The following is a 25,200-nucleotide window of genomic DNA, read 5'->3' on the forward strand; positions in this document are numbered from 1 at the left end:
TGTTCAGTCTGGAGCAAGGGCATGTCTGATATCAAAAAGGTGGTGCTGGCCTATTCCGGTGGCCTGGATACTTCCGTTATCGTTCGGTGGTTGCAGGATACCTATAACTGTGAGGTGGTGACCTTCACCGCCGACATTGGCCAGGGCGAGGAAGTTGAGCCGGCGCGGGCGAAAGCCGAGGCGTTGGGCGTTAAGGAAATCTACATCGAGGACCTGCGCGAGGAGTTTGTGCGCGATTACGTGTTCCCGATGTTCCGCGCGAACACCATCTATGAGGGTGAGTACCTTCTGGGTACGTCCATTGCCCGTCCTCTGATTGCCAAGCGTTTGATCGATATCGCCAATGAAACCGGCGCCGATGCGATTTCCCATGGCGCAACCGGCAAGGGTAATGACCAGGTGCGTTTCGAGCTCGGTGCCTACGCGCTGAAGCCGGGTGTAAAGGTGATTGCACCCTGGCGTGAGTGGGACCTGAATTCCCGCGAGAAGCTGCTGGCCTACTGTGATGAGCGCAACATTCCGGTGGAGAAGAAGAAGGGCAAGAGCCCGTACTCCATGGATGCCAACCTGCTGCACATCTCTTACGAAGGTATCAACCTCGAAGATCCCTGGGCGGAAGCCGAGGAAGATATGTGGCGCTGGAGTGTGTCTCCGGAAGCTGCGCCGGATGAGCCGACCTACGTTGAGCTGACCTACAAGAAGGGCGACATTGTTGCCATCGACGGTCAGGACATGAAGCCCCACGTGGTTCTGGAAACCCTGAACAAGCTGGCGGGTGCCAACGGCATTGGCCGTCTGGATATCGTCGAGAACCGCTATGTCGGCATGAAGTCCCGCGGCTGTTACGAAACCCCGGGCGGTACCATCATGCTGCGTGCCCACCGTGCCATTGAATCCATTACCCTGGATCGTGAAGTGGCGCACCTGAAAGACAGCATCATGCCGCGCTACGCCGAGGTGATCTACAACGGTTACTGGTGGTCCCCGGAGCGTGAGGCTCTGCAGGCGCTGATCGATCAGACTCAGAACTATGTAAACGGTACTGTTCGTCTGAAGCTCTATAAGGGCAATGTGGATGTGGTTGGCCGCAAGTCTGAGGATTCTCTGTTCGATGAGAAGATTGCCACCTTTGAGGAAGATCAGGGTGCATACGATCAGAAGGATGCGGAAGGCTTCATCAAGCTGAATGCGCTGCGTCTGCGGATTGCTGCTGGCAAAGGCCGCAAGCTGTAAGACTGAGGCTTCGTGCCGGACCAAGGCCGGTGCAAGCTTCCAGAAAACGCCCGTGAATACGTCCCTGTAGGGCTCGGTCGCGCCATCCCTGGCGCTCCACGTTTCTGGAAGCTTGCACCGGCCTTGATCGTTCAGGCTTTCAGGTTTGTCTCAAGTTGACGAAACTCTCCCGGCGTCTTCCCCGTCACCGCCTTGAACTTCCTGTGAAACGAGGTGGTTTCACTGTATCCCAGCCTGAGTGCAATATCCGGAATGGCCAACTCGCTGTTTTGTAGATAGTCCTCGGCCATTTTTTGCCGCACCTCATCTAAAAGTTTCTGGTAGGACACGCCTTCCTGACCGAGTTTTCTTTGCAGGGTCCGGCTGGTCATGCCGAGGTCTTCGGCCACCATGTCTTGCCTTGTAATACCGTGCATAAGTTGTTGCTGAATGCTGTGGCGGACCTTTGAGGTCAGGTCGCTGTTGGTATCCAGGGAGGCGAGCTGGCTCAGGGCGTGGGCTTCCAGGGTTTTGCGCAGCAGGGGGTCTGGTTGTCTCAGCCGGGTTTCCAGCAGGGTTTTCTTTAGGGTGATGCTGTCGTCATGCGCTGAGAAAGTGACCGGGCAGTGCCAGCGCTCTTGATAGGCTTTCTCAAACTCTGAGCCGGGCGATTCACGCCGGAGTCTTACCGAGCTGGGTGATGCCTGCTGATTATCCGCAAGCCAGCGGGCGTAGTTCACCCAGGAGGCAAACACGTTATCCACCAGTTGCGGTCGGACGATGGGATCGGTGTAGTTGCAGTTCCAGGTCAGTTTGATGTCTTCGCCTTTCATGGCGAGGCTGGTTGTACCCATGTCTCCGACGAGTTTTTCGAACGGCGCAATGCGTGCCACGGCTTCGCCCAGGGTGGCGCAGCTCATGGTGATGTAGCCAAGCACGCTGTAGGAGCCGGGTTGAACGAAGTCGCCGGTTTCCAGGCCCAGGATCGGGTTGCCGGTTTGTTCGCACAATAAGCGGATAAAGTGCTGGAACTGCTCGCCGTTAATGCGGCCGTCGTCGGTGTCGAGGATGTTCTGGTCCAGGCCGGTCTGGTCGAAAAGGCGATTGATATCCACGCCGGCGGATTCGGCGGCACGAACGTATTGGCGCAGGGCGGCGACAGAGGCGGTTCCGAGGGTTTTCATGGTTACAGCACTGTTTTTGGAATCGTTATAGCGGGAGTATAACGGAACTGGTGCGGAAACGTCTGGAGTGGAAAATAAAAAGGCCAGCTAAAAAGCTGGCCTAAAAACAAGGAAAGAACGAAAGTGCCTGAAAAATTCGTTAATCCGGTGGATTCGATTCCCCATATGGCGGCGGAGGTACTACTCGGCTCCTCCGCCATGGGGGATACTGCTTAAATCCACAATTGCAGAATAAGTCTTCCGTGCCTTCCTGTCTGTTTGTGAAGTGTGTATCAGTGTTACCGAGTGTGTCGCTGGAATGGGGCTTGTTTGTGGGGTTGGTTGTCGGATTACGCTGCGCTAATCCGACCTACCCTACCGATTCATTAGATTTCCGTAGGTCGGATTAGCGAAGCGTAATCCGACATGAACATCCCTGCCCGAAGCTGTGTGTCATCCGTAGGTCGGATTAGGCGAAGCCGTAATCCGAAAAACAGATTATGCCGTTGCACTAACTTCTGGCGCTGTCTCGGTAAACCGCCGTGTATCATACGCATCCACCAACCCCTGCACGGCGGCCCGTTCCATGTCCTGGATCGACGGCGTGCCATTTTGGGCGTCGGCTTTGCACAGCACCATGCCGGCTTCTACCGAGATATAGCCGGCTGTGGTTTTCAGGGCCTTGTGGTTGATGCCGTCGAACACGCGCCGGAAGGCGGTGGTGGTGCAGTGGTCGCTGTTCGGGAAGTAGGCGATGATGGCGAACTGGTTGTCGCCAACGCGGCACAGGGCATCGATGGGGCGAATCAGGGTGCTCAGGCGGCGGGCAATGCCGATGGCTAGTTCGCTCATCACTGTGGGCGGGTGTTTCCGTTTGAGCTCCTGCCAGTTGCGGATGCCGCACAGTACGTAAGCAGAGCAGCCGCCGCGGGATTCGGCGTGGCGCAGCATTTTGGTCAGCCGCTCACGGCCGTATTTGGTGTTGCAGAGGCCGGTTTCCAGATCAATGATGTTGGTGGATTCCAGTTCCCGGTTGTTCTCGATCAGCAGAGAGTTGGCCCGTAGCAGGGTGTTTTGGCGGTCAGCCATTCGGTCTGCTGCGAAGATGCGGGGTATAAGCTGCTTGGTCATGTCGGACTTGTAGATGAAGTCGTCGACGCCCCGGTCGAAGGCTTCGGAGAGGGCCTCGACGCTTTCCCGGGCGGTGAGCAGGATCACGTAAGTGTAATGGTTGTTCTGCTCGTCCTGTTGTCGCACCTGGTCCGTGAGTTCCAGGCCATCCATCTCGGGCATCAGCCAGTCTGCAATCAGCACGCTCACCGGGCGCTGTTCGATCAGCTTGAGGGCTTCCGGTGCGTTGTTCACGATGCGTACGTCGCGATAGCCGGCATTTCGCAGCGTGCGGCCAACCACCATACTGCTGAATTTCGCGTCATCTACTACAAGGATGGGCAGGTCCAGATTTGGCATTGTTATCTACTTTTACCAGTCCGTTGTCAGGTGCGGGAGTTGCCGGGGGTTGGTATCATCCCCAGCAAATTGAAGAAGTATACCTTCTTACCCTGTTGGAGAATAACGACCATGCCTTCTTTTGACATTGTTTCAGAAATCGATATGCACGAAGTGACCAATGCGGTCGACCAGGCCAAGCGGGAGCTGGGCAATCGTTGGGATTTCAAGAACGTTGAAGCCGACATTGAGCTGGACGACAAGGGCATTACCATCAGTGCCGAGCAGGAGTTTCAGCTGGAGCAGTTGCTGGATATGCTGCGGATGGCGTTTGCCAAGCGGAATATCGATGCCCGCGCGCTGGCAGAAGATGGTGACAGCAAGTCCGGCAAGCTGGTAAAGCAGCACTTGCTGCTGAAGCAGGGCATTGAAACGGATATGGCCAAGAAGATTGTAAAGATGATCAAGGACCAGAAGATGAAGGTCCAGGCCAGTATCCAGGGCGATAAGGTGCGGGTGACCGGCAAGAAACGGGACGATCTCCAGGAAGCCATTGCCATGCTGCGCGAAGCTGAGCTGGATATTCCGCTGCAGTTCAATAATTTCCGCGACTGATCCGGAGGCTTCACCATCTTAACCGGCACCCGCCTGACCCTGATTCGGGACACGCTCTACACCTACACGCGTTGGCAGGTGATTGCCCTGTTATTCCTGGGCTTTTCGGCGGGTTTGCCGTTCCTGCTGGTGTTTTCCACGCTGAATGCCCGTCTCGCGGATGTCGGGGTGGAAACCGCCACCATCGGGTTTTTCAGTTGGCTGGGCATTACCTACTCCATCAAGGTGTTCTGGGCGCCCATCGTGGACCGCCTGAAACTGCCGCTGCTCGACCGGCTGCTGGGCAAAAGACGAAGCTGGATCATCTTTGCGCAGGCGGGGATCGCCACGGGGCTTTACCTGATGGCTCAGGTGGACGCCACGGCAGCTCCGGAAATGATGGCGCTATGTGGCCTGCTGGTGGCTTTTTCCTCAGCTACCCAGGATGTGGCCATTGATGCCTACCGTATCGAGATTGCCGAGGAACGGCTGCAGGCAGCACTGGCTGCAACCTATATCTTTGGCTACCGGCTGGCACTGCTGGTAGCCGGCGCCGGTGCTCTTTACCTGGCGGAGTTCTGGTCCTGGCAGGTGTCCTATGAGGTGATGGCGGCCCTGGTGGGGGTTGGCGCGCTCACCGTTCTCATCGTTCGCGAGCCCAGCGTAAACCACTTTGCCGCCGCCCAGGACATCGCTCACAAGATCGAGCAGGAGGCCGCCAAGCGAACCCATCTGAATCCCCGCCTGGCGAGACTGGTTGGCTGGTTCTACGCCGCCGTGGCCGGCCCGTTTCTGGATTTCTTCCGCCGGTACAAAGAGCTGGCCCTCATTATTTTGCTTATGGTTGCCGTCTACCGGATCTCGGACATCGCCATGGGCGTAATGGCCAATCCCTTCTACCTGGATTTCATGGGCTTCAGCAAAACCCAGGTGGCGGATGTGACCAAGATTTTTGGCTTCTTCATGACCATCGCCGGCTCGCTGGTTGGTGGGGTGATGGTGGTTCGTTACGGCGTTCGCCGGATTCTTCTGTTGGGGGCGGTCATGACCGCGGCCACCAATCTGCTGTTCGTCTTGCTGGCCCAGTATCCACCCAACATCATCACCCTGGCCGCAGTGGTTAGCGCCGATAACCTCAGTGGCGGCATTGCCAATGTTGCCCTGATTGCCTGGCTCTCCAGCATGACCAGTGCCTCGTTCACAGCCACGCAGTACGCCCTGTTCAGTTCCCTGATGACCCTGCCAGGTAAGTTCCTGGGAGGGTTCTCGGGCATTGTTGTGGCGGGCTTCGGTTACGCCGAATTCTTCCTGGTAGCCGGCATCATGGGCGTGCCTGCCATTCTGTTGGCCATTTTCATGATCCGAAATGGCCATCGATTGGATGCATTGGCACCGCGCAATGAATCGAAGCCTGATGAAGAAGCGGAAAGTAGGTCGGATTAGCGGAGCCTAATCCGACAAAAACCGTTGGATTACGCCTGCGGCTAATCCAACCTACGATTGTGAGGAGTTGAACTCGGCTCCGTAGGTCGGATTAGCGGAGCGTAATCCGACAGAGGCCGTTGCATTACGCCAGCGGCTAATCCAACCTACAATTGTGAGGAGTTGAACGCGGCTCCGTAGGTCGGATTAGCAAAGCGTAATCCGACAAAGAACGAGACGCCTAAAGCATGTCCGAACCAACAAAGGACCAAAAAATCTGGCAAGTCGTCGCCGCAATCCCGCCCGGCCAGGTGGCCAGTTATGGCCAGATAGCCGCCATGGCCGGCCTCGGCCGCCAGGCCAGATATATTGGCCGTGCGCTGGGCAAGTTGCCCGCCGGCCACAGCATCCCCTGGTTTCGGGTGATCCGCAGCAACGGCCAGATCGCGTTCCCGGAAGGCTCCGACGCGTACGAAACTCAGGTTGGCAGATTGAAGGGGGAGGGCGTAGAGGTCACCAACGGCCGCGTCTCCATGCGCCGCTTTCAGTGGCAACCGTAGGTCGGAGTAGGCAAAGCAACCATAAATCGGATTGACAGTAGGTCGGATTAGGCAAAGCCGTAATCCGACAACCCAAAACTCCTAAATCGTAGTGCGGGCTAGGCACGAAGAGCCATAACCCGACAACACATCCACTTCATACAAGGACGTATGATGAACTACCGCAGAAACCGCGTACAAGGCGGCACCTATTTCTTCACCGTCGGAACCGCAAATCGAACACCTGTTTTCAGTTCACCCGCTGCCGTTGCCTGCCTGCGGTCATCATTCCGCTCCGTCATGCGGCGATATCCTTTCTCAATGGATGCCATGGTAGTGCTCCCGGATCATCTTCACAGCATATGGACATTGCCCGAGGGCGATAATGATTTCTCCAGGCGTTGGCGATTAATAAAGACTGGGTTTACGAAGGGAGCTAAAGACATCCCGGGGCTTCCAATGGGTGTAAATGGCTCGCTATGGCAGAAGCGGTTCTGGGAGCATACGATTCGGGATGGTCAGGACTTTGAGCGGCATGTGGATTACATCCATTTTAATCCGGTGAAGCATGGGTATGTCGCCAGGGCATCGGATTGGCCGTATTCGAGTTTTCATCGGTATGTTCGTGAGGGTGTTTTGCCGCGGGATTGGGCGGTTGATGAGGAACTGTTGGTTGGGGTTGGGCGGGAGTAGGTGCTTGGCTGGTAGATTTCGAATTTGTTGTCGGATTACGCTTTGCTAATCCGACCTACCCGTGATGGATGGTTTTGTCGGTGGCGAATGGCTCTTGTCGGATTACGCTTCGCTAATCCGACCTACGGGGTGCGGGAGGCAGGCGCGGAAATTGTAGGTCGGATTAGGCCCAAAGGGCCGTAATCCGACAATTCACTTCGGTTCCGGCGGAATTAGAGCCTCAGAGCCCCATCCACTTCAATCATCCGCCCTGACACATAGTCGTTCTCAAAGATGAACGCCGCAGCCGAAGCAATTTCTTCCGGCTTGCCCATGCGCTTGAGCGGAATGCCTGCGGTCATTTTCTCCAGGGCTTCAGGCTTCATGGAAGCTGTCATTTCGGTTTCGATGAAGCCCGGGGCGATGCCGGCACAGCGGATACCGTAACGGGCGAGTTCCTTGGCCCACACGGGTACCAGTGCAGAGACACCGGCCTTGGCGGCGGAATAGTTGCTCTGGCCCATGTTGCCGGCACGGGAAATGGAGGCGATGTTGATGATCGCGCCCTGGTCGCCATTCTTGATCATCTGGGTGGCGGCTTCGCGGCCGCAGAGGAATACCCCGGTGAGGTTGACGTCGATAACCGCCTGCCACTGGGACAGCTCCATGCGGCGCTCGACTTCGCCATCCTTCACTTTGACCATCAGGCCGTCCCGCAGGATACCGGCGTTGTTGACCAGGCCATTGAGGTGGCCGAAGTCTTTTACGATGGCTTCAAAGGTTTTTTCGACGTCTTCTTCTTTGGCAACGTTGCAAACGTAGCTTCTGGCTTCCGAGCCGGCGGCTTTGCAGGCTGCCACGGCTTCGTCCAGTTTCTCCGGCATCAGGTCGATCAGCGCGACTTTTGCCCCTTTGGCGGCAAGGTATTCACCCATGGCGCGGCCAAGGCCCTGGCCGCCGCCGGTAATTGCAATCACGGAATCTTGAAGTTTCATGTTTTGCCCTAACTACTGTTATCAGGTGGTTTTACGGTTGCTGTGCGTCTGTGCGGTTATTTTTGTGCGCGGAGTATATCAAATACGACTATGGTGGGGTTTTATCCTTGTCGGATTACGGCTTCGCTAATCCGACCTACCAGGCTTGCGTTGGATGAGGCGTCGCTGATCTGACCTACCGGGCTTGCGTCGGATTACGGCTTCGCCTAATCCGACCTACTTTTGATGTGCGTGCCGGTACTGTAGGTCGGGTTAGCGAAGCGTAACCCGACAAAAAGACACCCAAGATCGGAGCATAGCCGAAGTCGGCCTGGCGAAGCGTAACCCGACAGTATCTGAACCAATGGAGGCACTTTGTCCCTTTTCCTTTTTCTTTTCATTATCATGCCAATCGCCGAGATGGCAGTCCTGATTCAGGTCGGCGGCATGATCGGTGTGCTCAATACCATCGGGCTGGTGCTGCTGACTGCCGTGATCGGTGCGTGGCTGCTTCGCCAGCAGGGTCTGGCAACGCTCTTGAAGGCCAACCAGCGGTTGAACAGTGGCGAATTGCCTGCCAAGGAGGTTGCCGAGGGGCTGATTCTGGCTATTGGCGGTGCCTTGCTGCTGACGCCGGGTTTTATTACCGATACTGTGGGCTTCCTGTGCCTGATTCCGGGCACCCGCCACTGGCTCGCAGCCCAGGCGCTCAAGCGGATGGTTGTGGCTGGTCAAAGCCGTGGCAGCAGCTTCTATTTTCGCGCCGGTGGCGGTTCCAATCCGTTCGGGCAGGATTCGTTTGGCGGCCGGGAAAACCCGTTCGGCCGGCAACGCCCGTTTGACCGGGACAGCAATGGCGACATCATTGAAGGTGAGTACCAGGACGAGACGGAATCCGATCGGGACCGGATCGAAAAAAAGTGAAAAAATTTTCTCTCCGGGGTGTTGAAAACACCTACCTGCTACCCCAAATAGGAACCACAAGTTCGCTGCAGGCTGATAACCACTGAAAAACAGACGGTTAGCAGCCGGGCAATTTGTCGGATTACGCTTCGCTAATCCGACCTACATCAACAATGTCATTGCCACATTAATCTGACTATTGGAGAAACCGAGCAATGAAAATTCGTCCGCTACACGATCGTGTTGTCGTGCGCCGTAAGGAAGAAGAAGAGAAAACTGCGGGTGGCATCGTGCTGCCGGGTAACGCCAAAGAGAAGCCTTCCCAGGGCGAAGTGATTGCCGTTGGTAACGGTCGCATCCTGGAAAACGGCGAAACCCGCTCACTGGCGGTCAAGGTGGGTGACACCGTGGTCTTCGGCCAGTACGCCGGTAACACCGTCAAGATCGACGGCGAAGAGCTGCTCATCATGAGCGAGAGCGACATCTACGGCGTGCTTGAGTGATCGCTCAGGCGAATCGCACGAACTCTCATTAATCCGATTGATTCAACGACTTCGGTTTAACGAACAGGAATAGAAGACATGGCAGCAAAAGACGTTAAATTCGGTGATAGCGCGCGTAAGCGCATGGTCGCAGGCGTCAACGTTCTGGCAGACGCGGTTAAAGTGACCCTCGGCCCGAAAGGCCGCAACGTGGTTCTGGAAAAGTCCTTCGGCGCGCCGACCATCACCAAAGATGGTGTTTCCGTAGCCAAGGAAATCGAACTGTCTGACAAGTTCGAGAACATGGGCGCCCAGATGGTGAAAGAAGTGGCTTCCCAAGCCAACGATACCGCTGGTGACGGTACTACCACAGCAACCGTTCTGGCCCAGTCCATCGTTAACGAGGGTGTGAAGGCGGTTACTGCCGGTATGAACCCGATGGATCTGAAGCGTGGCATCGACAAGGCCACTACCGAAGCGGTCAAAGCGATCCGCGATATGGCCAAGCCCTGCGACGACAGCAAGATGATCGCCCAGGTGGGCACCATCTCTGCCAACGGTGACGAGACCATCGGCAAGATCATTGCTGACGCGATGGAAAAAGTTGGCAAGGAAGGCGTCATCACCGTTGAGGAAGGCCGTGGCCTTGAAGACGAGCTGGACGTGGTTGAAGGCATGCAGTTCGACCGCGGTTACCTGAGCCCGTACTTCATCAACAACCAGGACAACATGTCTGCCGAGCTGGAAGACCCGTACATCCTGCTGGTCGACAAGAAGATCTCCAACATCCGCGAGCTGCTGCCGGTGCTGGAAGCTGTCGCCAAGGCTGGCAAGCCGCTGCAGATCATCGCTGAAGACATCGAAGGCGAAGCGCTTGCAACTCTGGTTGTGAACAACATGCGTGGCATCGTGAAAGTCAACGCTGTGAAGGCGCCTGGCTTTGGTGACCGTCGTAAGGAAATGCTGCAGGACATCGCCATCCTATCCGGTGGTACCGTGATCTCCGAAGAGGTCGGCCTGACTCTGGAAAACACCACCCTGGATGACCTGGGCACAGCCAAGCGTGTGAACGTCACCAAGGAAAACACCACCATCATCGGCGGTGCCGGTGCACAGGCGGACATCGAAGCTCGCGTTGAGCAGATCCGCAAGCAGATCGAAGACAGCTCTTCCGATTACGACAAGGAGAAGCTGCAGGAGCGTGTTGCCAAGCTGGCTGGCGGTGTTGCCGTCATCAAGGTTGGTGCCGGTTCCGAAGTGGAAATGAAAGAGAAGAAGGCCCGCGTTGAAGACGCACTGCACTCTACCCGCGCTGCGGTTGAAGAGGGCATTGTGCCGGGTGGCGGCGTTACCCTGATCCGTGCCATCGCGGCTCTGGACAAGGTCGATGCCATCAACGAAGAGCAGAAAGCCGGTGTAAACATCCTGCGCCGTGCCATGGAAGCCCCGCTGCGCCAGATCGTATACAACGCAGGCGGCGAGTCTTCTGTGGTGGTTGCCAAGGTTCGTGAAGGCGAAGGCTCCTTCGGTTTCAACGCCTCCACCGAGCAGTACGGCGACATGCTGGAAATGGGTATCCTGGATCCTGCCAAGGTTACCCGTTCTGCACTGCAGGCGGCCGCTTCCGTTGCGTCCCTGATCATCACGACCGAGGCGATGGTTGCGGATGAGCCGGAAGACGAGAAAGCCGGCGGCGGTATGCCGGACATGGGTGGCATGGGCGGAATGGGAGGCATGGGCGGCATGATGTAATGCCGGCCTGATCCCAGGCGCTCCGAAGCTCGGGGCGCTGCCCGATCACCACTGAAAACCCCGCGTTGGTTCACGCTGACGCGGGGTTTTTGTTTTTTTGTCATGAACTTGCCCCATGCCTTTGCTAGACTCGGCTTCCGGTCCATTATCTGTGCAACGCCGAATGAGTGACGCTGAACCCAAATCCTTTCTTCGCCCCGGCAAGGTATTTTTGCTCCTGCTGCTGGGCGCTCTGGTTTATGTGCTGTCACTGGTCTTTCTGGTACCCGCCGGGTGGGTCTGGCAGCAGGCTTCCGCTCACGTTTCTTTGCCGCCCCAGGTTCAGGTTCGACAGGTTGCCGGAAAAGTCTGGGATGGTGAGGCCGGGGTTGTTGTTGCCGGCTTCCCGCTCCGTGTTGACTGGAATCTGCACATGCCTTCCGTTACCAGTCTTGAGTGGCCCGTCAGAATTTCTGCGGAATCTTCACACTCTTCGCTCGACGGCGATGTTACGATCGGTTGGCCAGCAAGCGTTCAGCTGCATGCCAATGGTCGGGTCATGGTGGCCGAATTCGAAGAACTGATCCGCCAGAGTGGTGGTGCAATGATCGAAGGCGAGGTGATAATCGACCGACTGAACATGGCCTGGGCCGATAACCGGATTACCCGGGCCGAAGGCCTGGGGCGCTGGGACGGAGGCCTGGTAACCTGGCCAATGGGCGATCAGCGGGGTCAGGCAGATTTTCCGCCCATGCAGGCAACCATGGATACCACCCAGGGCGGTGTTGCGCTGACCGTTTCAGAACGGGGCGGAGAAGGGCCGGCGGCAGATGCCTCCATACTGTGGAACGGAATGATGGAGCTGCGTGTCTACAAGCGCATGGTGGATCTTGCCGGCCAGCCCTGGCCGGATTCTGCCAGCCCCGGCGATGTGGTGTTCCGGGTGCGCCAGCCTCTCGTACCGGGGGCACGATAGTATGGCCCTGTTGAGTACGCCGGCCCAGAGCCGGATTTCGCGGGTTCTGGCGAACCTATTGCTGCTGATGCTGGTGGTATATCTGGCTGTCACGCTGGCACGGATGACCTGGCTGTTCGCCTGGGACGACAGGCCGGTTGCAAGCGCGCCAACCACAGGTAGCGCAGGGAACATGGCCGGGAGCAGCCGCCTGACAACCTCCATGGCCGTCTATGATTTTTTCGGGCGTTCGGAGCGGCCGGTTGAGGTGGCTGAGGCTGTTCGCCGGTCGGCCCCCGAAACCCGTCTTCGGCTCAGGCTGGAAGGCGTACTGGTAGCACAGCGCCCGGAGGACTCCGGTGCTATAGTTGCTGGAAGCAATGGCGAAACGGCCTATTACCGGGTAGGAGAAATGTTGCCCGGCAACGCCGAGCTGGCGGAGGTGGAACCCGGTCGCATCCTGATTCGTCGCGGCGGACGCTACGAGACCCTGACGTTTGAAGAGCAGGTGTCTTCGGATCTGGTTGCAGAGGTAGCCGCCGAGCCGGCAGAATCAGGACCGGATGAGTTCCTGGCCAGCGCCCGTGAACAGATTGATAGCCAGGGCATTGCCGCACTCGCGCCCTTCGGGTTGAGCCCGGTGGATGACAGCGGCATGTCCGGGTACGTATACGACGGCTCCAATCCCATGCTGAATGCCGTCAACCTGCAGGCCGGAGACGTGATTACCGCGATCAACGGCCAGCGATTGGGTGATATCAGCCAGGACAAAGCCCTGCTGGAGAGCTGGCGCGGCCAGGCCCAGCTGGAAATAGAAATAGAGCGTGACGGATCCATCCTCACCATCAGTTATGCCATACCCGAGCAGTGGCGCTGACCGGGTTCATCGAAACAGGACGAAATCGCCAGATGTATAACCACAAGACCAATCTTTTGCGGGCCATTGTCCTGCTTGTTCTCCTGCCCTTTATGTCCATGGCGCACGGGCAGGATGCCGAGACATGGCGGCTGAATCTGAAAGACGCCGATATCCGCGCCTTCGTGACTCAGGTGGCTGATATTACCGGGTACAGTTTTGTGGTGGATCCCAGGGTGAAGGGCAAGGTCACCGTGCTTTCCAGCGCGCCCATGAACAAGGATGAAATTTACGATCTGTTCCTGGCTGTTCTTAATGTTCACGGCTTTACTGCCATTCCCGGCGAAGAAGTGATCAAGGTGGTGCAGCAGGTTGACGCCAAGCAGTCGGCGGAGATTCTGGAGCGCTTTCCCGAAACGCCCTCCGAGCAGTTGATCACCCGGGTTATCCAGATCGACAACGCCAATGCCCTGGAGCTGGTGCCGATTCTGCGTCCGCTGGTCGCCAAGTACGGCCACCTGGCCGGTGTGGCCGCTGCCAACGCTTTGATCATCAGCGATCATTCCTCGAACATTCAGCGTATCGAGCAGATTGTCCGGGAACTGGATAGCCCGTCCAAGTACGAAGTGGAAGTCATCCAGCTTCAGGAAGCCTGGGTCGGTGATATGGTGACGCTGCTGCAGGAGCTGGCCCCGGATGAGTTGGGCCGGGCTGGTGGCGACAACGCGGCCAGAAAATACAGTGTGACCGCTGACGAGCGCAGCAACCGGCTCATTCTGCGGGGCGATGAAACTTTCCGAGACAAGATGCGCGGCCTGATCCGGCAACTGGATCAACCGTCGGCGACTGGCGGCACCACCAAGGTCCTCCGGTTGAAGCACGCCGACGCCAAAAACCTCACTGAGATTCTGAAGGGGGTTATGGGCGAGCTGGTGAAAGAGGGCACAGGCTCGGGAGGTGCAGGCGGTACCAAGCCACAGAGTAGCTTCGCAGTTTTTGCCGATGAGGGCTTGAACGCTCTGGTGGTGCGCGGCGAGCCGTCCCTGATGCAGGAAGCCGAACAGATTGTTGCCGCTCTGGATGTGCGTCGTGCACAGGTGATGATTGAGGCTGCAATTGTCGAGATCAGTGACGAACTGGGCCAGGATCTGGGCGTCCAGGTTGCGGTGGGTGATGAGTCCGGCGAATCCACACCGGTTGCCGGTACCAACTTCGGCAACGTGGGTCGCAGTCTGGGCGAGGTGCTCAGCGCGATTCTCACCGAGTCCGCCATTACTCCGGCAGTAGGTGGTATCACCGTCGGCGCCGGGCAGCGGAACGAGGATGGTGTGAGTTGGGGCATTCTCCTGCAGGCGCTTTCCACCTCGGCGGCGGCAAACCTGCTTTCCACGCCGAGCATCATTACCCTGGACAACCAGGAATCAGAAATTATCGTGGGCCAGAACGTGCCGTTCCGTACCGGCCAGTCAACAGTTACTGGTGATGGCACCACCAACCCGTTCACCACCATCGAGCGTCGCGATATCGGTCTGACCCTCAAGGTTACCCCGACCATCAGCGCCGATGGCCTGGTACGTCTGGTGGTAGAACAGACCACGGAGAACGTGGCAGACAGTATCGAGGACGCCTCGGATATCGTCACCAACAAGCGGGAAATCAAGACCACGGTGCTCGCCGATGACGGTGAGACCATCGTACTGGGCGGTTTGACCCGGGATGATTACCAGGTCAACAAGAGCAAGGTGCCCCTGCTGGGTGATATTCCGTTTATCGGACGCCTGTTCTCATCGGAGTCGGAGCGTCGGGTAAAGCGTAACCTGCTGGTGTTCCTGCGCCCGAAGATCATGCTGGGCAAAGAGGAGGCTGTTGCAGCAACCTCCGACAAATTCAATCAGCTCTGGGACGTGAACCTGAACATCCGGGAAAAACTGGGTGTCCCGACGGAAGAGCAGCGCCCGACGGTGGATGCGCTGTTCGAAGGCGGGGGCTCCCGGGTCCAGTAGGCTCAGACAGCCAGTGGCGGCATCGGACAATCCATCTGATCCGCCACCAGTCGCATCAGTTCGTATTCCTTTGTTTCCACCTTGCCATCATGGGTGATGCAGTGCCCGCAGGCATCAATGATCGCCGGTTTTAGCAGTGGCGAGAGGCCGTTGAGTGCAGTCAAAGCCTCCCGCAGCTGGCGCATGGTGACTTTCTCCAGCACCGGTTCAACACCATCCTTCGCATTCATGAATCCTGCCATGGCTTCCCGGTAGAGCTTTTCGGCCTCAGCCTGGGACTCAGAACCCGCCCGCGCCATCAGGCTCAGGAGCCGCTGCAGGGCCGGCATGACCGGTTTGTAGCTCTTGTAGCGAACGGGAACCACTCTGGCCGCCTCATCACCCAGGTGCCGTGACAGGAAGCTTGTCAGGGCCAGTTCAAACAGGGTTACCCGGTTGTCCGCCGCCACCAGTTTCTGAACGTTGGTGATCAGCATCTCCCGTTCTTCCGGGTCCAGCTTGCGCAACGCCGGCATGGCCAGCTCCAGGGCAGGAAAGCGGACGCCATCCCCAATAGTCTTCAGGGCGGGTAAGAGCTTCTCCAGCAGCTGTGGCTGGCTGCCCAATACCGGGTGAGCCGGCAACAGGTCCAGTCGTTCGTTTTGCTGTGGGCGCGGCAGTTCACTGATCAGCATGGCGTAGCAAAGCTGGGCAGCCCCGGCCCGGGTATACAGAAGGTTCCGGAAGGTGGCTGGCAGTCGCTCCAGAAAGCGCAATGCGAAGTCTTCGCTTTGCCGGTTGATGGTTCCAACCTGGTCTGAGAATTTCCGCCCCGGCTTGATCGGTGCCTCCGGGGTCGACGCCAGGGGCGAGGTTCTCCCGGTCTTGCCGGTGATTGGTCCGAGGATGTCGGATGCCGCGCCGGTGAAGCCGGAAGCGCCGGCTTCTGTAGCCGGTGAGGAACTGCGGTAAAGGTCGGCACCGGGCTCGGTATCCCTCAGCCGGCTTCGCAATCTGGCCAGCATGCCCGGCTTAATGGCATTGATTCGTTCGTCAATCGGCGGATGGGATGCCAGCAGCGAGGTAAACTTCATCCGGGCACTTTCGCCGAAACACATGTGATTCATATCACTGGCATGGCTGGTGGTGTCCAGGTAGCCGCCCTTCATGCCAATCTTGAACAGGGCGCCGGCGATGCCCTCGGGGTTCCGGGTAAACTGCACAGAAGAAGCATCCGCCAGCATCTCCCGTTGCCGGGAGACGGCCGCCTGGATCAGCCGGCCAAAGAAAACCCCGACATAACCAATCACGAACAGGGCCAGGCCGATAATGCCCATCGCCGCCTGGGCCCTTCCGTCCCGGGATCGACCCACTCTGTGGCCACGATAGAAGGAAGCTCGAAGCAGGAAGCCGCCAATCTGACCGATCATCAGGATGCCGGCGAGCAAAGCAATCAGCCGGACGTTCAGCCGCATGTCGCCGTTGAAAATATGGCTGAATTCGTGGGCCACCACGCCCTGCAGTTCATCACGGGACAACTGGGTGATGGCGCCGTGGGTCACGACCATGACGGCTTCGCCGGGCGTATAGCCTGCCACGAACGCATTGATGCCGGTTTCCTGGTCCATCACATAGAGTTCCGGCACGGAGACACCGCTGGCAATGGCCATTTCCTCGACAATGTTGCGCAGTTTGCGCTCGTCGCTGTCCCGGGTATCCGGATCAATTGGTCGTGCGCCTACCATTTTGGCAACCCGGTCGCCGCCGCCGGCCAGGTCGACCCAGCGGAGTAGGGAACCCAGAACAATCAGCCCGACAACGGTAACGGCCGTTAAAAGGCCATGGTTGGAGAGCAGCCAGTGGTGGAAGGCGAGACCTGAGGATTCACTGCGGGTTACGAAATACCCTACGAGGCAGACGGCGAGCGTAATAAACGCGACCGCCGTCAGGAAAAGAAATACCAGCAGACTGGTGTTGCGCCGGGCGTGGGCCTGGCGCTGAAAGAAACCGGGATGAGCCATGCCTCAGGGCCTCAGATGGCCACTTTCGGTGCCTGACGGGCTTCCGGTGATTCCAGTTCCAGTTGCGAGGTTTCCTTGAACGCAAACATGCCGGCAATGACGTTGTTGGGGAACTGCTCCCGGAAAATGTTGTAGCTCATCACGCCGTCATTATAGGCCTGGCGGGCAAAGGCGACGCGGTTCTCGGTGCTGGAGAGCTCTTCCATCAGCTGCTGGATGGTTTCGTTGGCCTTCAGCTCCGGATAGTTCTCCGCCACTGCGTAAAAATTGGCAAGGGCCTTGGTCAGCAGGTTCTCGGCACTGCCCAGGCGCTGGATTTTGGTTCCGTCTCCCGGATCCTTGGCGGCATCCTTTTGGGCGCTGACCGCATTGTTGCGTGCTTCCATCACCTGGGTGAGGGTGCTTTTCTCATGAGTAAGGTAGGCTTTGGCGGCTTCCACCAGGTTGGGGATAAGATCGTGCCGGCGCTGAAGCTGCACATCAATCTGGGCAAACCCGTTCTTGAACTGGTTGCGCAGGGAAACCAGGCGGTTGTAGATAAAGACCAGGTAGAAAACAACGACGGCAATAACGATCAGGCCGATAACGGTAGTTCCCATGGCAACTCCTCAGGGTTTGGATCAGGCGTTATTTTCCACGATTTGCTCGTGGAAACCTTTTACGAAGGTCTCAAATTCACGCGGCGGCAGCGGCTTGCTGAAGAAATAACCCTGAGCCAGCTTGCAGCCGCGCTGACTCAGGTAATATTCCTGCTCTGCCGTTTCCACACCTTCAGCAACCACTGACAGATTCAGACTCTTGCCAAGATCGATGATGGTGTTTGCGATTCGGGTGTCTTCCTCGTTGACCAGCAGGTCCCGGATAAACTGTTTGTCGATTTTCAGATGCTGCACGGGCATCTGTTTGAGGTAGGTGAGGGAGGAATAACCGGTGCCGAAGTCGTCTACGGCGATGCTGATTCCGGCCTTGTTGAGCCTGTGAAGTTTGGCCACGGCGTCTGAAAGGTTGGTCATGAAGCTGGTTTCGGTTACCTCAAGTTCCAGTCGCCCGGCAGGAATCTTGTGTCGTCGCAGGGTATCGAGGATGTCATCGACGATGGTTTCCTGGCGCAACTGAACCGCCGAGAGGTTAACCGCAATCCGCAGTGGCGTGCCATCCGATGCCCAGCGCGACGCCTGCCAACAAGCCTGGTCCAGAACCCACTGGCCAATATCAACGATGGAGCCATTGGCTTCGGCCACAGGAATGAAAAAGTCTGGCGGAACCATGCCGCGAGTTGGGTGCTCCCAACGAAGCAGCGCCTCGGCCCCGATCACCCGCTTGCTCTCGAGGTTGATCTGGGGTTGGTAAACGAGGTGCAACTGGTGGTTGGCAAGTGCCTGGGAAAGATCTTTTTCCAGTTGTTTCCGGTCCCGGATTTCCTGATCAATGCTGGCGACGTAGAACTGGAAGTGATTGTGGCCATTCTGCTTGGCCAGTGTCATGGTCTGTTCGGCACTCTGAAGCAGCCGGTCTGGCTGGTTGGTGTCAGAGGGGTACAGCGCAACCCCCATGGTAGCGGTCATGGAAATGCTCTGATCGTCAACGAGCATGGGGGTACTGATGCAGGCAAGAATCCGTTCGGCCGTGTCCGCTGCCTGAAACCCGTCCCGGAGCCCTTTCTGGACAATCACGAACTGGTCGCTGCCGAGGCGAGCAATGGTAAAGCGGGCGTTGTCCAGTTTGCTGGTCAGCCGATCTGCAACCGTTTGCAGGATTAGATCGCCGGAGCGGAAACCGCACTGCTCGTTTATCGACTTGAAGTCGTCAATGCCACAAACAATCAGAGACAGCTGTGAGTTACGCTTGTTGGCTTCTTCAATGTCCCGCACCAGCAATTCCATAAAAGTATCCCGGCTGGGCAGGCCGGTGAGCTGATCATAGCGGGACAGGCGGCTGACCCGATCCTCTGCTTCGCGATGACGTTTCTGGCTGTCACCAATGGCGACCAGCAGATTGTTGGTGGCGTTTACCCATAGGCCCAGCTCGTCACTCTGATGACCGGCTGGCGTGGAGACCAGGCGATCATCCGGGTGGGCCGGGTCTACCTGTTTCACGGAGCTGACAATTCTGAGGAGCGGGCGGGTGAGAAGCAGATGGAACACATAGAAGAGCACCATCCCGAGGATGAGGGCCGTCGCTATGCCAGACGCGAAGGTGACCGCGGCCCTATCAAGCCACGTGCGCGCTGCCGGCGCCGTATCGTAATGAACATCCAGGTAGCCGTAGACGTCTTCCGGATTGCCTTCCCGGAACAGAGGCTCCCGGAACAGGCGTTCAGCATCGAAGAAGGGGTCAGTCACAGGCCGGAAGACAGTATGCTGCAAAGGACGCTCGCGGTTACCGAGTGGCTCACCGTCCGGATGAACGATTTGGGCCATGTGTATCGCCTCCTTCGCAAAGAGGCCGTCCACCACTTGCTGGGCAAGTTCGGCATCTATGCTGAACACTGCCTGTGTGGCGGCGTCTTTTACCATCGCGATTGTCTGATCGGCGTCGCTATCCAGCCCCCTGGACACCCGCTGGGCATCCAGAATGACCTGTATGGTGCTGACAATAACGCCACTGACAAGGGCCACGGCGAGAATCCACCGTAAGATTCGATAGCCCAGGCGATGTTCAACCTCGAAGGATCTTTGCATTCAAGCCTGTCTTGTTCCGGTTATGCAGGACGAGCGTTCCGCACTGTTCAGGGCGAAAATGTCGCACTTCGGGCGATGTGCTGGGGTCCCACCCTGATTATTGTTGCTAAGTATGGTTCAGAGTTGCGATATCTTCATGGAGTATCGGCGATTTTTTCAAAGATTTCAGGGTGTGCTTGTATCAAATTGTAATTGCTTTGGTATGACAGACACAAAAACGCCCGCCAGGGGCGGGCGTTTCAACACAGCCTCCGCAGAGGCTATGCCTGGAAGCGAAGCTTCGATCAGGCCAGGTTTTCGTTCACGAAATCCCAGTTGACCAGGTTCCAGAAAGCTTCCAGGTAGTTCGGACGGGAGTTGCGGTAATCGATATAGTACGCGTGCTCCCACACGTCGACGGTCAGTACCGGCTTGTCGGCACCGGTCAGCGGCGTCTCCGCGTTGCTGGTGTTAACGATGCCAACGCTGCCGTCGGCTTTCTTCACCAGCCAGGTCCAGCCAGAACCGAAGTTGTTGGCGGCCTTGTCGTTGAATTCTTTCTTGAAGTCTTCGAAAGAACCGAATGCCTTTTCGATAGCTTCCTTTGCAGCACCGGTTGGCTCACCGCCACCGTTCGGGCTCAGGCAGTGCCAGTAGAAGGTGTGGTTCCAGACCTGTGCGGCGTTGTTGAACAGCGGGCCGCTGGCGCTCTTGATGATGTCTTCAAGAGACTTGTTGGCGTTGTCAGTACCTTCGATCAGGCCATTGAGCTTGGTGACGTAGGTGTTGTGGTGCTTGCCGTAATGGTACTCAAGAGTTTCCTGAGAGATGTGCGGTTCCAGTGCGTTCTTTTCATAAGGCAGTGCGGGAAGTTCAAATGCCATGAGGTCGTTCTCCCTGTCTCTCTGTTTATGTTGGTGTACGTAAAAGCAATATAAGGTCGATTTGAGTCAGATCAACCCTTTGGTGTTAAAGAACTTTTAAACTCGGGGCTACCGGGCAGGAACTGCGCGCAGTTCTTCACCCGCCACACCAGTTCTTCGTAGCTGTCGGCCAGTATGTTCACATGGCCCAACTTCCGGCCCGGCCGTTCACCTTTATTATAGAGGTGAACATGGGCATAGGGCAGTTCGAGGATTCGGTCGATGTCACCATGCTCGCCGATGATATTGATCATGCAGCTTACGCCACGGGGCGCGACGTTTCCAAGTGGGTGGCCGCTCACAGCGCGGATGTGGTTCTCGAACTGGCTAGTCATCGCCCCTTCGATGGTCCAGTGCCCGGAATTATGAACCCTCGGGGCCATCTCGTTAGCCACCAGGCCATCGGCCGTCTCGAACAGTTCAAGTGTTAATACGCCGACATAGTTCAATTCGTTCAGTAGTGCCTTGATGTAGCGCTCGGCGTCTTCCTGAATGTGTTTTTCGAGCTTCGGTGCCGGAGCAATCGAGTAACGAAGGATGCCCTCGTGGTGGGTGTTCTCCGCCATCGGATAGAATGCCAGTTCACCGTCTTCAGCACGCACGGCGATAATCGATACTTCCCGATGAAAATCGACAAACTTTTCCACGATCAGGCGCGGGTGGCCAATGGACGCCCATGCAGCCTCTGCTTCCTCGGGTGTTCTGAGCACAGCCTGGCCCTTGCCGTCATATCCTTCTGTGTTGGACTTTGCCACCACCGGGCAGCCAAGTTCTTCGGCAGCGGCTTTTAGTGAGGCGGCGCTATCGGCAATTTTCCACTTGGGCGTGGGGATGCCCAGTTGGCCGAACAGCGTTTTTTCCGCCTCGCGATTCTGGCAAACCTGCAGTGCCCGGGGGCAGGGGTGAACGGGTTTGTGGGCGGCGATCTTCTCCGCCACCTCTACCGGCAGGTGTTCAAACTCGTAGGTAACGCGGTCAACCCTTGAGAGGAAATCATCCAGGTATTCGCCATCGCGGTCGATGATGACTTCACCAAGGCCGGCACTGGGGCTGCCGGACATGTCATAGAAAACAAAAGTCTTGGCCAGTGGGTATCCGGCCAGTGCCAGCATTCTTCCGAGTTGGCCGGCGCCCAGTACACCAATTCTCATTTGTGTTCTCCTGCCTCTGTTCGGCATATTTCAAAAGTTGGGGAAGCGGGCGGGACCTTGTGTCCAAAACTGTTGAGGGCCAGGGACGGCCCGAAACAAGCGCACATGGATGTGCTTGTAGCGTGTTTTGGACACAAGGTCCCGCCCGCTTCTTTCTCCAGAGCTGAGGGCTTACTGATCTCTGGGATCAGGATTGTCCAGAATCGTTTCGGTCTGTGTGGCCCGGAACTGCTCAACCGCTTTGCGTACGCTGTCGTCTGAGGTGCCGATAATCTGCGCTGCCAGCAGGCCAGCGTTGGTTGCGCCGGCTTTGCCAATGGCCAGTGTGCCGACGGCGATGCCGCCTGGCATCTGGACGATGGACAGCAGCGAATCCAGACCGTTCAGTGCTTTGGACTGAACAGGCACACCCAGGACCGGCAGGGCGGTTTGGGAAGCAACCATTCCAGGTAGGTGCGCTGCCCCGCCGGCACCAGCAATGATCACTTTCAGGCCGCGGTCTGCGGCGGTTTTGGCGTAATCAAACAGCAGATCCGGGGTACGATGGGCCGAGACGACTTTGGTTTCATAGGGCACGCCGAGTTTTTCGAGCATGTTGGCGGCGTGTTCCATGGTGGGCCAGTCGGATTTGGAGCCCATGATGAGTCCTACAAGCGGCTGCATATGCAACAGTCCTGTGATAATTGGAAAGCCGGCCATTGTATGTTTTGCCTACCTACCATGCAACAAACCTGGGAGGAAGGCGCAGTTGAGAGGCCTTTTCCGGAAACCGCTACGAGCACATCCCTGTGCGCTTGACTGAAGCCATCCTTGGCTTCAGACATTTCCGGAAAAGGCCTCTCAACTCCGCCCCGAACGCTCTGGAAGATTTGGCATGAGCGCAGCTTCATTTTTACCTGCGGGTAAGTACAGGTATTATCAGACCTTATTATTTTAACCGTCCATAGTCAGGAGCTGTAATGGAACCCATTCGTCCAGATGATGATGAGCTGAGGGCTGAACGACCGATTGGTAGTGCCGAGCCGAAGAAAGCGGCGGAGAAGAAGTCCAGGCCATCTGCCGGTGGGAAAGGCGAACCGTCGGCGCCAGCGAAGCCGCCCAAAGGTGGCAAGGGCGGTAGCGGTGGTTCTGGAGGCAACGGTCGCGGCAGTTCGGCGATGCTGTGGGTGCTGTTGATTGCGCTGGCCGTGGCGGCCGGTGCCGGTTGGTATTCGCAGGAGCAGCGGGTTCAGGCGTTGGAAGGCCAGCTTGAGGAAGCGGATTACTGGGCTCGCCAGAGCAAGCTGGCGCTGGCCCGGTTTGAGGGTGAGCTTTCAGAGACGGGGGAGAACCTTCAGGAGCGGGGAGCGTCTCTGGAGGATCAGCTGGCAGCGCACACGAAGCGTCTGGATACGGCGGAAAGTGAGATCCGGAAGCTTTGGGCGATTGCCAATGAGCGGAACAAGAAGCGTCTGGACGAACAGCAGGAACGGATTGCAGCGTTGGAATCCGGCCTTGCGGAGGGCAAGCAGTCGATTGGGGCTCTGGAAGCGTCGGTCGAGAAGGTTCGGTCATCGCTTTCAGCAGATATCGCAGCTCTCAAACAGCAGACGGAAACGTCGATCACGGCGCTGGAGGATGCCAACCGGCAGGCAACGGATCAGTTGACGAAACTGAGTCAGCAACTGGCGGATGTGGATCAGGTTATCGAAAGCCGTATCCGGAGGTTTGAGCAGGAGCAGAAGCTCGGTATCAGTGGCATGGAAGGGCGGATTTCGGCCCTGGAGCGGGAGACGGATCAGTTGGCCGGAGACGGCCGGGTTCAGGCACTTCGGAATGACTTGGTCAGTCTCAAGCGGACGGTGGAGTCCATCGATGCTTCCCGCTCACAGCTGACGTCCCGTCTGGTTCGGCTGTCTGAGGAGGTGAACCAGCTGCGGAGTCAGGTCAGCGGGCAGTAACTGGCCCGCAAGGCGTTCAGGTCATCGCATTTCGGGTTTTGTAACGGTTTGTAGCCATCCCTTGCGGTAGCTCTCATTTCTGGCGATTTGCAGTTGTTATGATCAGGCAACTCGCAATCAGGATGAAGAGTTAACAACAATGAAAACCCGAGTGCCTTCCGTTTTTTCCGTTCTCCGGCCGCTGGTGGCGTTACTTCTGTTGCTGGCGGTATCCGGGTGCACGGTTTACCAGTCCATTGGTAAAAGCGTCGGTTCGTTCCTGCATCCGGTTTCCGGCCATGATTTCGTCCACATCGATAACGATAGCTGGGACCGGCGCAACGCCGTGCTGTATTTCTACCGCACCCATTCCCAATGGGCGGCCGATGAGATTGAGGCCCCCAGCGTCTACATAGATGACACCCACTATTTCAACATCCGCAACGACAGCTTCACCTGGCTGGAGGTAAGCCCCGGGGAGCGCCATATTGCCATGCGTCGGCCACTGCTGGGGCTGGAGGGGATGAACTCTTTCAGTCTGAGCCTGATCGCCGATGCCACGTTGGAGGTTGAGCCCGGGAAGATCTACTACCTGCGTTACAACGAGCTCTCGGAGCCGGACCAACGGCATCCTGATCTGGATCCTGACCACCCGCTGGCTCAGGGCGACCTTCAGCTGGTGACGCGTGAATACGCCATGCAGGCGGAAGAGATTGTTTCCACCCGTTTTCTGAACAGTGATCTGTTGGCCCCGAACCATGCAGCTACCTCGATTGTGGAAGTGAACGAAGACCTGGATTACGAGCGGCAACTGGTGCTGCTTGAAGAGGAGCGGGAGCTTGAGATCGAGCGTTTGAAGGAAGAGGGCAAATACGAATCCGCTTCCTGGTTCTGGCCGTTTGGCGGCGGCCCCACGGTTCCTCTGGAGACGGACCGCAAGATTGAGAAGCTGGAACGGGAATACGCGGAGCTTGAGCTGGAGCGTGAACGGCGGGAAGAGGCGGAATCCGGGGGTGGCTGGTGGATTTTCTGAGTGCCGACTACACTGTCGGCAGGTGAAAGACTCGGGAAATTCAGAAACGATGGCTCTCAAGGATTCTCTTCGACTCAGATTTGAAAAACTGGCGGATGATGTCGTTCCCCAACTGCTGGAAAGTTGGGGTGACCTGCAGAAGCGATTAGACGATCTGAATTGCTCTCTCGCTGATCGCGCTGTTCCCGAAGACAGGCGTAGCCGGGTCAGCGAGTTATCTCTGCAGGAGAAAGCGCAGCAGGCTGGTCAGGATCGGCCGGTTGTACGGGCTGTAAAAACGGCGCGCAAAACTTCTGCAAGGAAGTAAATTTGCTCAAAAACTGTACGCTTTTGAATGGCTTGCAGGTTTTTTAAGAAATTTCCGGGAAAATATTTGACACCGCCAGCCAAATGCTTAAAATGCGCCTCTCACTTGGTTGAGACAGCACAGCTGGACAACAAGTGAGCGCCTTTTGGAATTGATAGAAAGGTTTGAAAGTGGGTGGTTAGCTCAGCTGGGAGAGCATCGCCCTTACAAGGCGAGGGTCACTGGTTCGATCCCAGTACCACCCACCACTTT

Annotated in this window: 23 protein-coding genes and 1 tRNA gene; 15 read left to right on the forward strand and 9 right to left on the reverse strand. The window is 57.3% G+C overall.

Annotated elements, in window-relative coordinates; all coding sequences use genetic code 11:
- The first annotated feature begins 21 nt into the window (after positions 1–21).
- Positions 22–1,233 (forward strand): argininosuccinate synthase, encoded by a 1,212-nt coding sequence (locus tag QZ534_RS06425; RefSeq protein ID WP_296932848.1) that lies wholly within the window; start codon positions 22–24, stop codon positions 1,231–1,233.
- A gap of 131 nt (positions 1,234–1,364) precedes the next feature.
- Here QZ534_RS06425 and QZ534_RS06430 read toward each other — a convergent pair whose 3' ends face one another.
- Entirely contained in the window at positions 1,365–2,396 is a 1,032-nt protein-coding gene (locus QZ534_RS06430; protein WP_296932851.1) for an AraC family transcriptional regulator, read from the reverse strand.
- 477 nt (positions 2,397–2,873) lie between these two features.
- Positions 2,874–3,845: a response regulator gene (locus tag QZ534_RS06435; RefSeq protein WP_296932856.1), complete on the reverse strand. Its 972-nt coding sequence runs from the start codon at positions 3,843–3,845 to the stop codon at positions 2,874–2,876.
- A 111-nt stretch (positions 3,846–3,956) separates the two neighbouring features.
- Between QZ534_RS06435 and QZ534_RS06440 the strand changes: the two genes are divergently transcribed.
- The 4 genes from QZ534_RS06440 (at position 3,957) to QZ534_RS06455 (ending at position 7,072) form a co-directional block, all read left to right on the forward strand.
- Positions 3,957–4,439 carry a YajQ family cyclic di-GMP-binding protein gene (locus QZ534_RS06440; RefSeq protein ID WP_008171349.1) on the forward strand — a complete coding sequence of 161 codons (483 nt, stop codon included), beginning with the start codon at positions 3,957–3,959 and terminating at the stop codon, positions 4,437–4,439.
- A gap of 78 nt (positions 4,440–4,517) precedes the next feature.
- Complete coding sequence (locus QZ534_RS06445; RefSeq protein ID WP_296932861.1) at positions 4,518–5,861, forward strand: MFS transporter; 1,344 nt, start codon at positions 4,518–4,520, stop codon at positions 5,859–5,861.
- A gap of 227 nt (positions 5,862–6,088) precedes the next feature.
- Positions 6,089–6,400 carry an MGMT family protein gene (locus QZ534_RS06450; protein WP_296932865.1) on the forward strand — a complete coding sequence of 104 codons (312 nt, stop codon included), beginning with the start codon at positions 6,089–6,091 and terminating at the stop codon, positions 6,398–6,400.
- 153 nt (positions 6,401–6,553) lie between these two features.
- On the forward strand, positions 6,554–7,072 hold the full coding sequence (locus tag QZ534_RS06455; RefSeq protein WP_366935811.1) for a transposase: 519 nt from the start codon (positions 6,554–6,556) through the stop codon (positions 7,070–7,072).
- A 212-nt stretch (positions 7,073–7,284) separates the two neighbouring features.
- Here QZ534_RS06455 and QZ534_RS06460 read toward each other — a convergent pair whose 3' ends face one another.
- Positions 7,285–8,046, reverse strand: coding sequence for an SDR family oxidoreductase (locus tag QZ534_RS06460; protein WP_153633643.1), 762 nt, complete (start codon positions 8,044–8,046; stop codon positions 7,285–7,287).
- A 354-nt stretch (positions 8,047–8,400) separates the two neighbouring features.
- On the opposite strand from QZ534_RS06460, the gene QZ534_RS06465 reads away from it, so the two are divergent.
- The 6 genes from QZ534_RS06465 (at position 8,401) to gspD (ending at position 14,955) form a co-directional block, all read left to right on the forward strand.
- Complete coding sequence (locus QZ534_RS06465) at positions 8,401–8,949, forward strand: FxsA family protein (RefSeq protein WP_296932873.1); 549 nt, start codon at positions 8,401–8,403, stop codon at positions 8,947–8,949.
- A gap of 194 nt (positions 8,950–9,143) precedes the next feature.
- Positions 9,144–9,431: a co-chaperone GroES gene (gene groES, locus QZ534_RS06470; protein ID WP_008171363.1), complete on the forward strand. Its 288-nt coding sequence runs from the start codon at positions 9,144–9,146 to the stop codon at positions 9,429–9,431.
- 78 nt (positions 9,432–9,509) lie between these two features.
- A complete protein-coding gene (groL, locus tag QZ534_RS06475; protein ID WP_296932876.1) occupies positions 9,510–11,162 on the forward strand; it encodes a chaperonin GroEL in 1,653 nt (550 codons plus the stop codon).
- A 163-nt stretch (positions 11,163–11,325) separates the two neighbouring features.
- Positions 11,326–12,117 (forward strand): type II secretion system protein N, encoded by a 792-nt coding sequence (gspN, locus tag QZ534_RS06480; RefSeq protein ID WP_296932880.1) that lies wholly within the window; start codon positions 11,326–11,328, stop codon positions 12,115–12,117.
- A gap of 1 nt (position 12,118) precedes the next feature.
- Positions 12,119–12,973, forward strand: a complete 855-nt coding sequence (locus QZ534_RS06485; RefSeq protein WP_296932882.1) for a type II secretion system protein N — start codon at positions 12,119–12,121, stop codon at positions 12,971–12,973.
- 32 nt (positions 12,974–13,005) lie between these two features.
- Positions 13,006–14,955 carry a type II secretion system secretin GspD gene (gene gspD, locus QZ534_RS06490; protein WP_296932884.1) on the forward strand — a complete coding sequence of 650 codons (1,950 nt, stop codon included), beginning with the start codon at positions 13,006–13,008 and terminating at the stop codon, positions 14,953–14,955.
- Between the two features lie 2 nt (positions 14,956–14,957).
- On the opposite strand, the gene QZ534_RS06495 is transcribed toward gspD, so the two are convergent.
- From QZ534_RS06495 to purE, 6 genes are all read right to left on the reverse strand, one after another.
- Positions 14,958–16,955, reverse strand: a complete 1,998-nt coding sequence (locus tag QZ534_RS06495; protein ID WP_296932887.1) for a M48 family metallopeptidase — start codon at positions 16,953–16,955, stop codon at positions 14,958–14,960.
- Between the two features lie 11 nt (positions 16,956–16,966).
- Complete coding sequence (locus QZ534_RS06500) at positions 16,967–17,554, reverse strand: LemA family protein (RefSeq protein WP_296932890.1); 588 nt, start codon at positions 17,552–17,554, stop codon at positions 16,967–16,969.
- A 21-nt stretch (positions 17,555–17,575) separates the two neighbouring features.
- Positions 17,576–19,636 carry a bifunctional diguanylate cyclase/phosphodiesterase gene (locus QZ534_RS06505; protein WP_296932894.1) on the reverse strand — a complete coding sequence of 687 codons (2,061 nt, stop codon included), beginning with the start codon at positions 19,634–19,636 and terminating at the stop codon, positions 17,576–17,578.
- Positions 19,637–19,920: 284 nt separating this feature from the next.
- Positions 19,921–20,499 carry a superoxide dismutase [Fe] gene (gene sodB, locus QZ534_RS06510; RefSeq protein ID WP_064228770.1) on the reverse strand — a complete coding sequence of 193 codons (579 nt, stop codon included), beginning with the start codon at positions 20,497–20,499 and terminating at the stop codon, positions 19,921–19,923.
- Positions 20,500–20,570: 71 nt separating this feature from the next.
- Complete coding sequence (locus QZ534_RS06515) at positions 20,571–21,689, reverse strand: 5-(carboxyamino)imidazole ribonucleotide synthase (protein WP_296932898.1); 1,119 nt, start codon at positions 21,687–21,689, stop codon at positions 20,571–20,573.
- Positions 21,690–21,860: 171 nt separating this feature from the next.
- The gene (purE, locus tag QZ534_RS06520) at positions 21,861–22,352 is read right to left on the reverse strand and encodes a 5-(carboxyamino)imidazole ribonucleotide mutase (RefSeq protein ID WP_296932903.1); all 492 of its coding nucleotides are present in this window, start codon (positions 22,350–22,352) and stop codon (positions 21,861–21,863) included.
- A 296-nt stretch (positions 22,353–22,648) separates the two neighbouring features.
- Here purE and QZ534_RS06525 point away from each other — a divergent pair, with 296 nt between their 5' ends.
- The 4 genes from QZ534_RS06525 to QZ534_RS06540 all read left to right on the forward strand — a co-directional run bounded on the left by QZ534_RS06525 (position 22,649) and on the right by QZ534_RS06540 (position 25,196).
- Positions 22,649–23,629 carry a hypothetical protein gene (locus QZ534_RS06525; RefSeq protein ID WP_296932906.1) on the forward strand — a complete coding sequence of 327 codons (981 nt, stop codon included), beginning with the start codon at positions 22,649–22,651 and terminating at the stop codon, positions 23,627–23,629.
- A 139-nt stretch (positions 23,630–23,768) separates the two neighbouring features.
- Positions 23,769–24,641 carry a DUF2846 domain-containing protein gene (locus tag QZ534_RS06530; protein WP_296932907.1) on the forward strand — a complete coding sequence of 291 codons (873 nt, stop codon included), beginning with the start codon at positions 23,769–23,771 and terminating at the stop codon, positions 24,639–24,641.
- 49 nt (positions 24,642–24,690) lie between these two features.
- Entirely contained in the window at positions 24,691–24,948 is a 258-nt protein-coding gene (locus QZ534_RS06535; protein ID WP_296932909.1) for a hypothetical protein, read from the forward strand.
- A gap of 172 nt (positions 24,949–25,120) precedes the next feature.
- A tRNA-Val gene (locus QZ534_RS06540) sits at positions 25,121–25,196 on the forward strand.
- Positions 25,197–25,200 lie beyond the last annotated feature (4 nt).

Origin of the sequence: uncultured Marinobacter sp. (assembly GCF_913055835.1) — a bacterium.
GTDB lineage: Bacteria > Pseudomonadota > Gammaproteobacteria > Pseudomonadales > Oleiphilaceae > Marinobacter.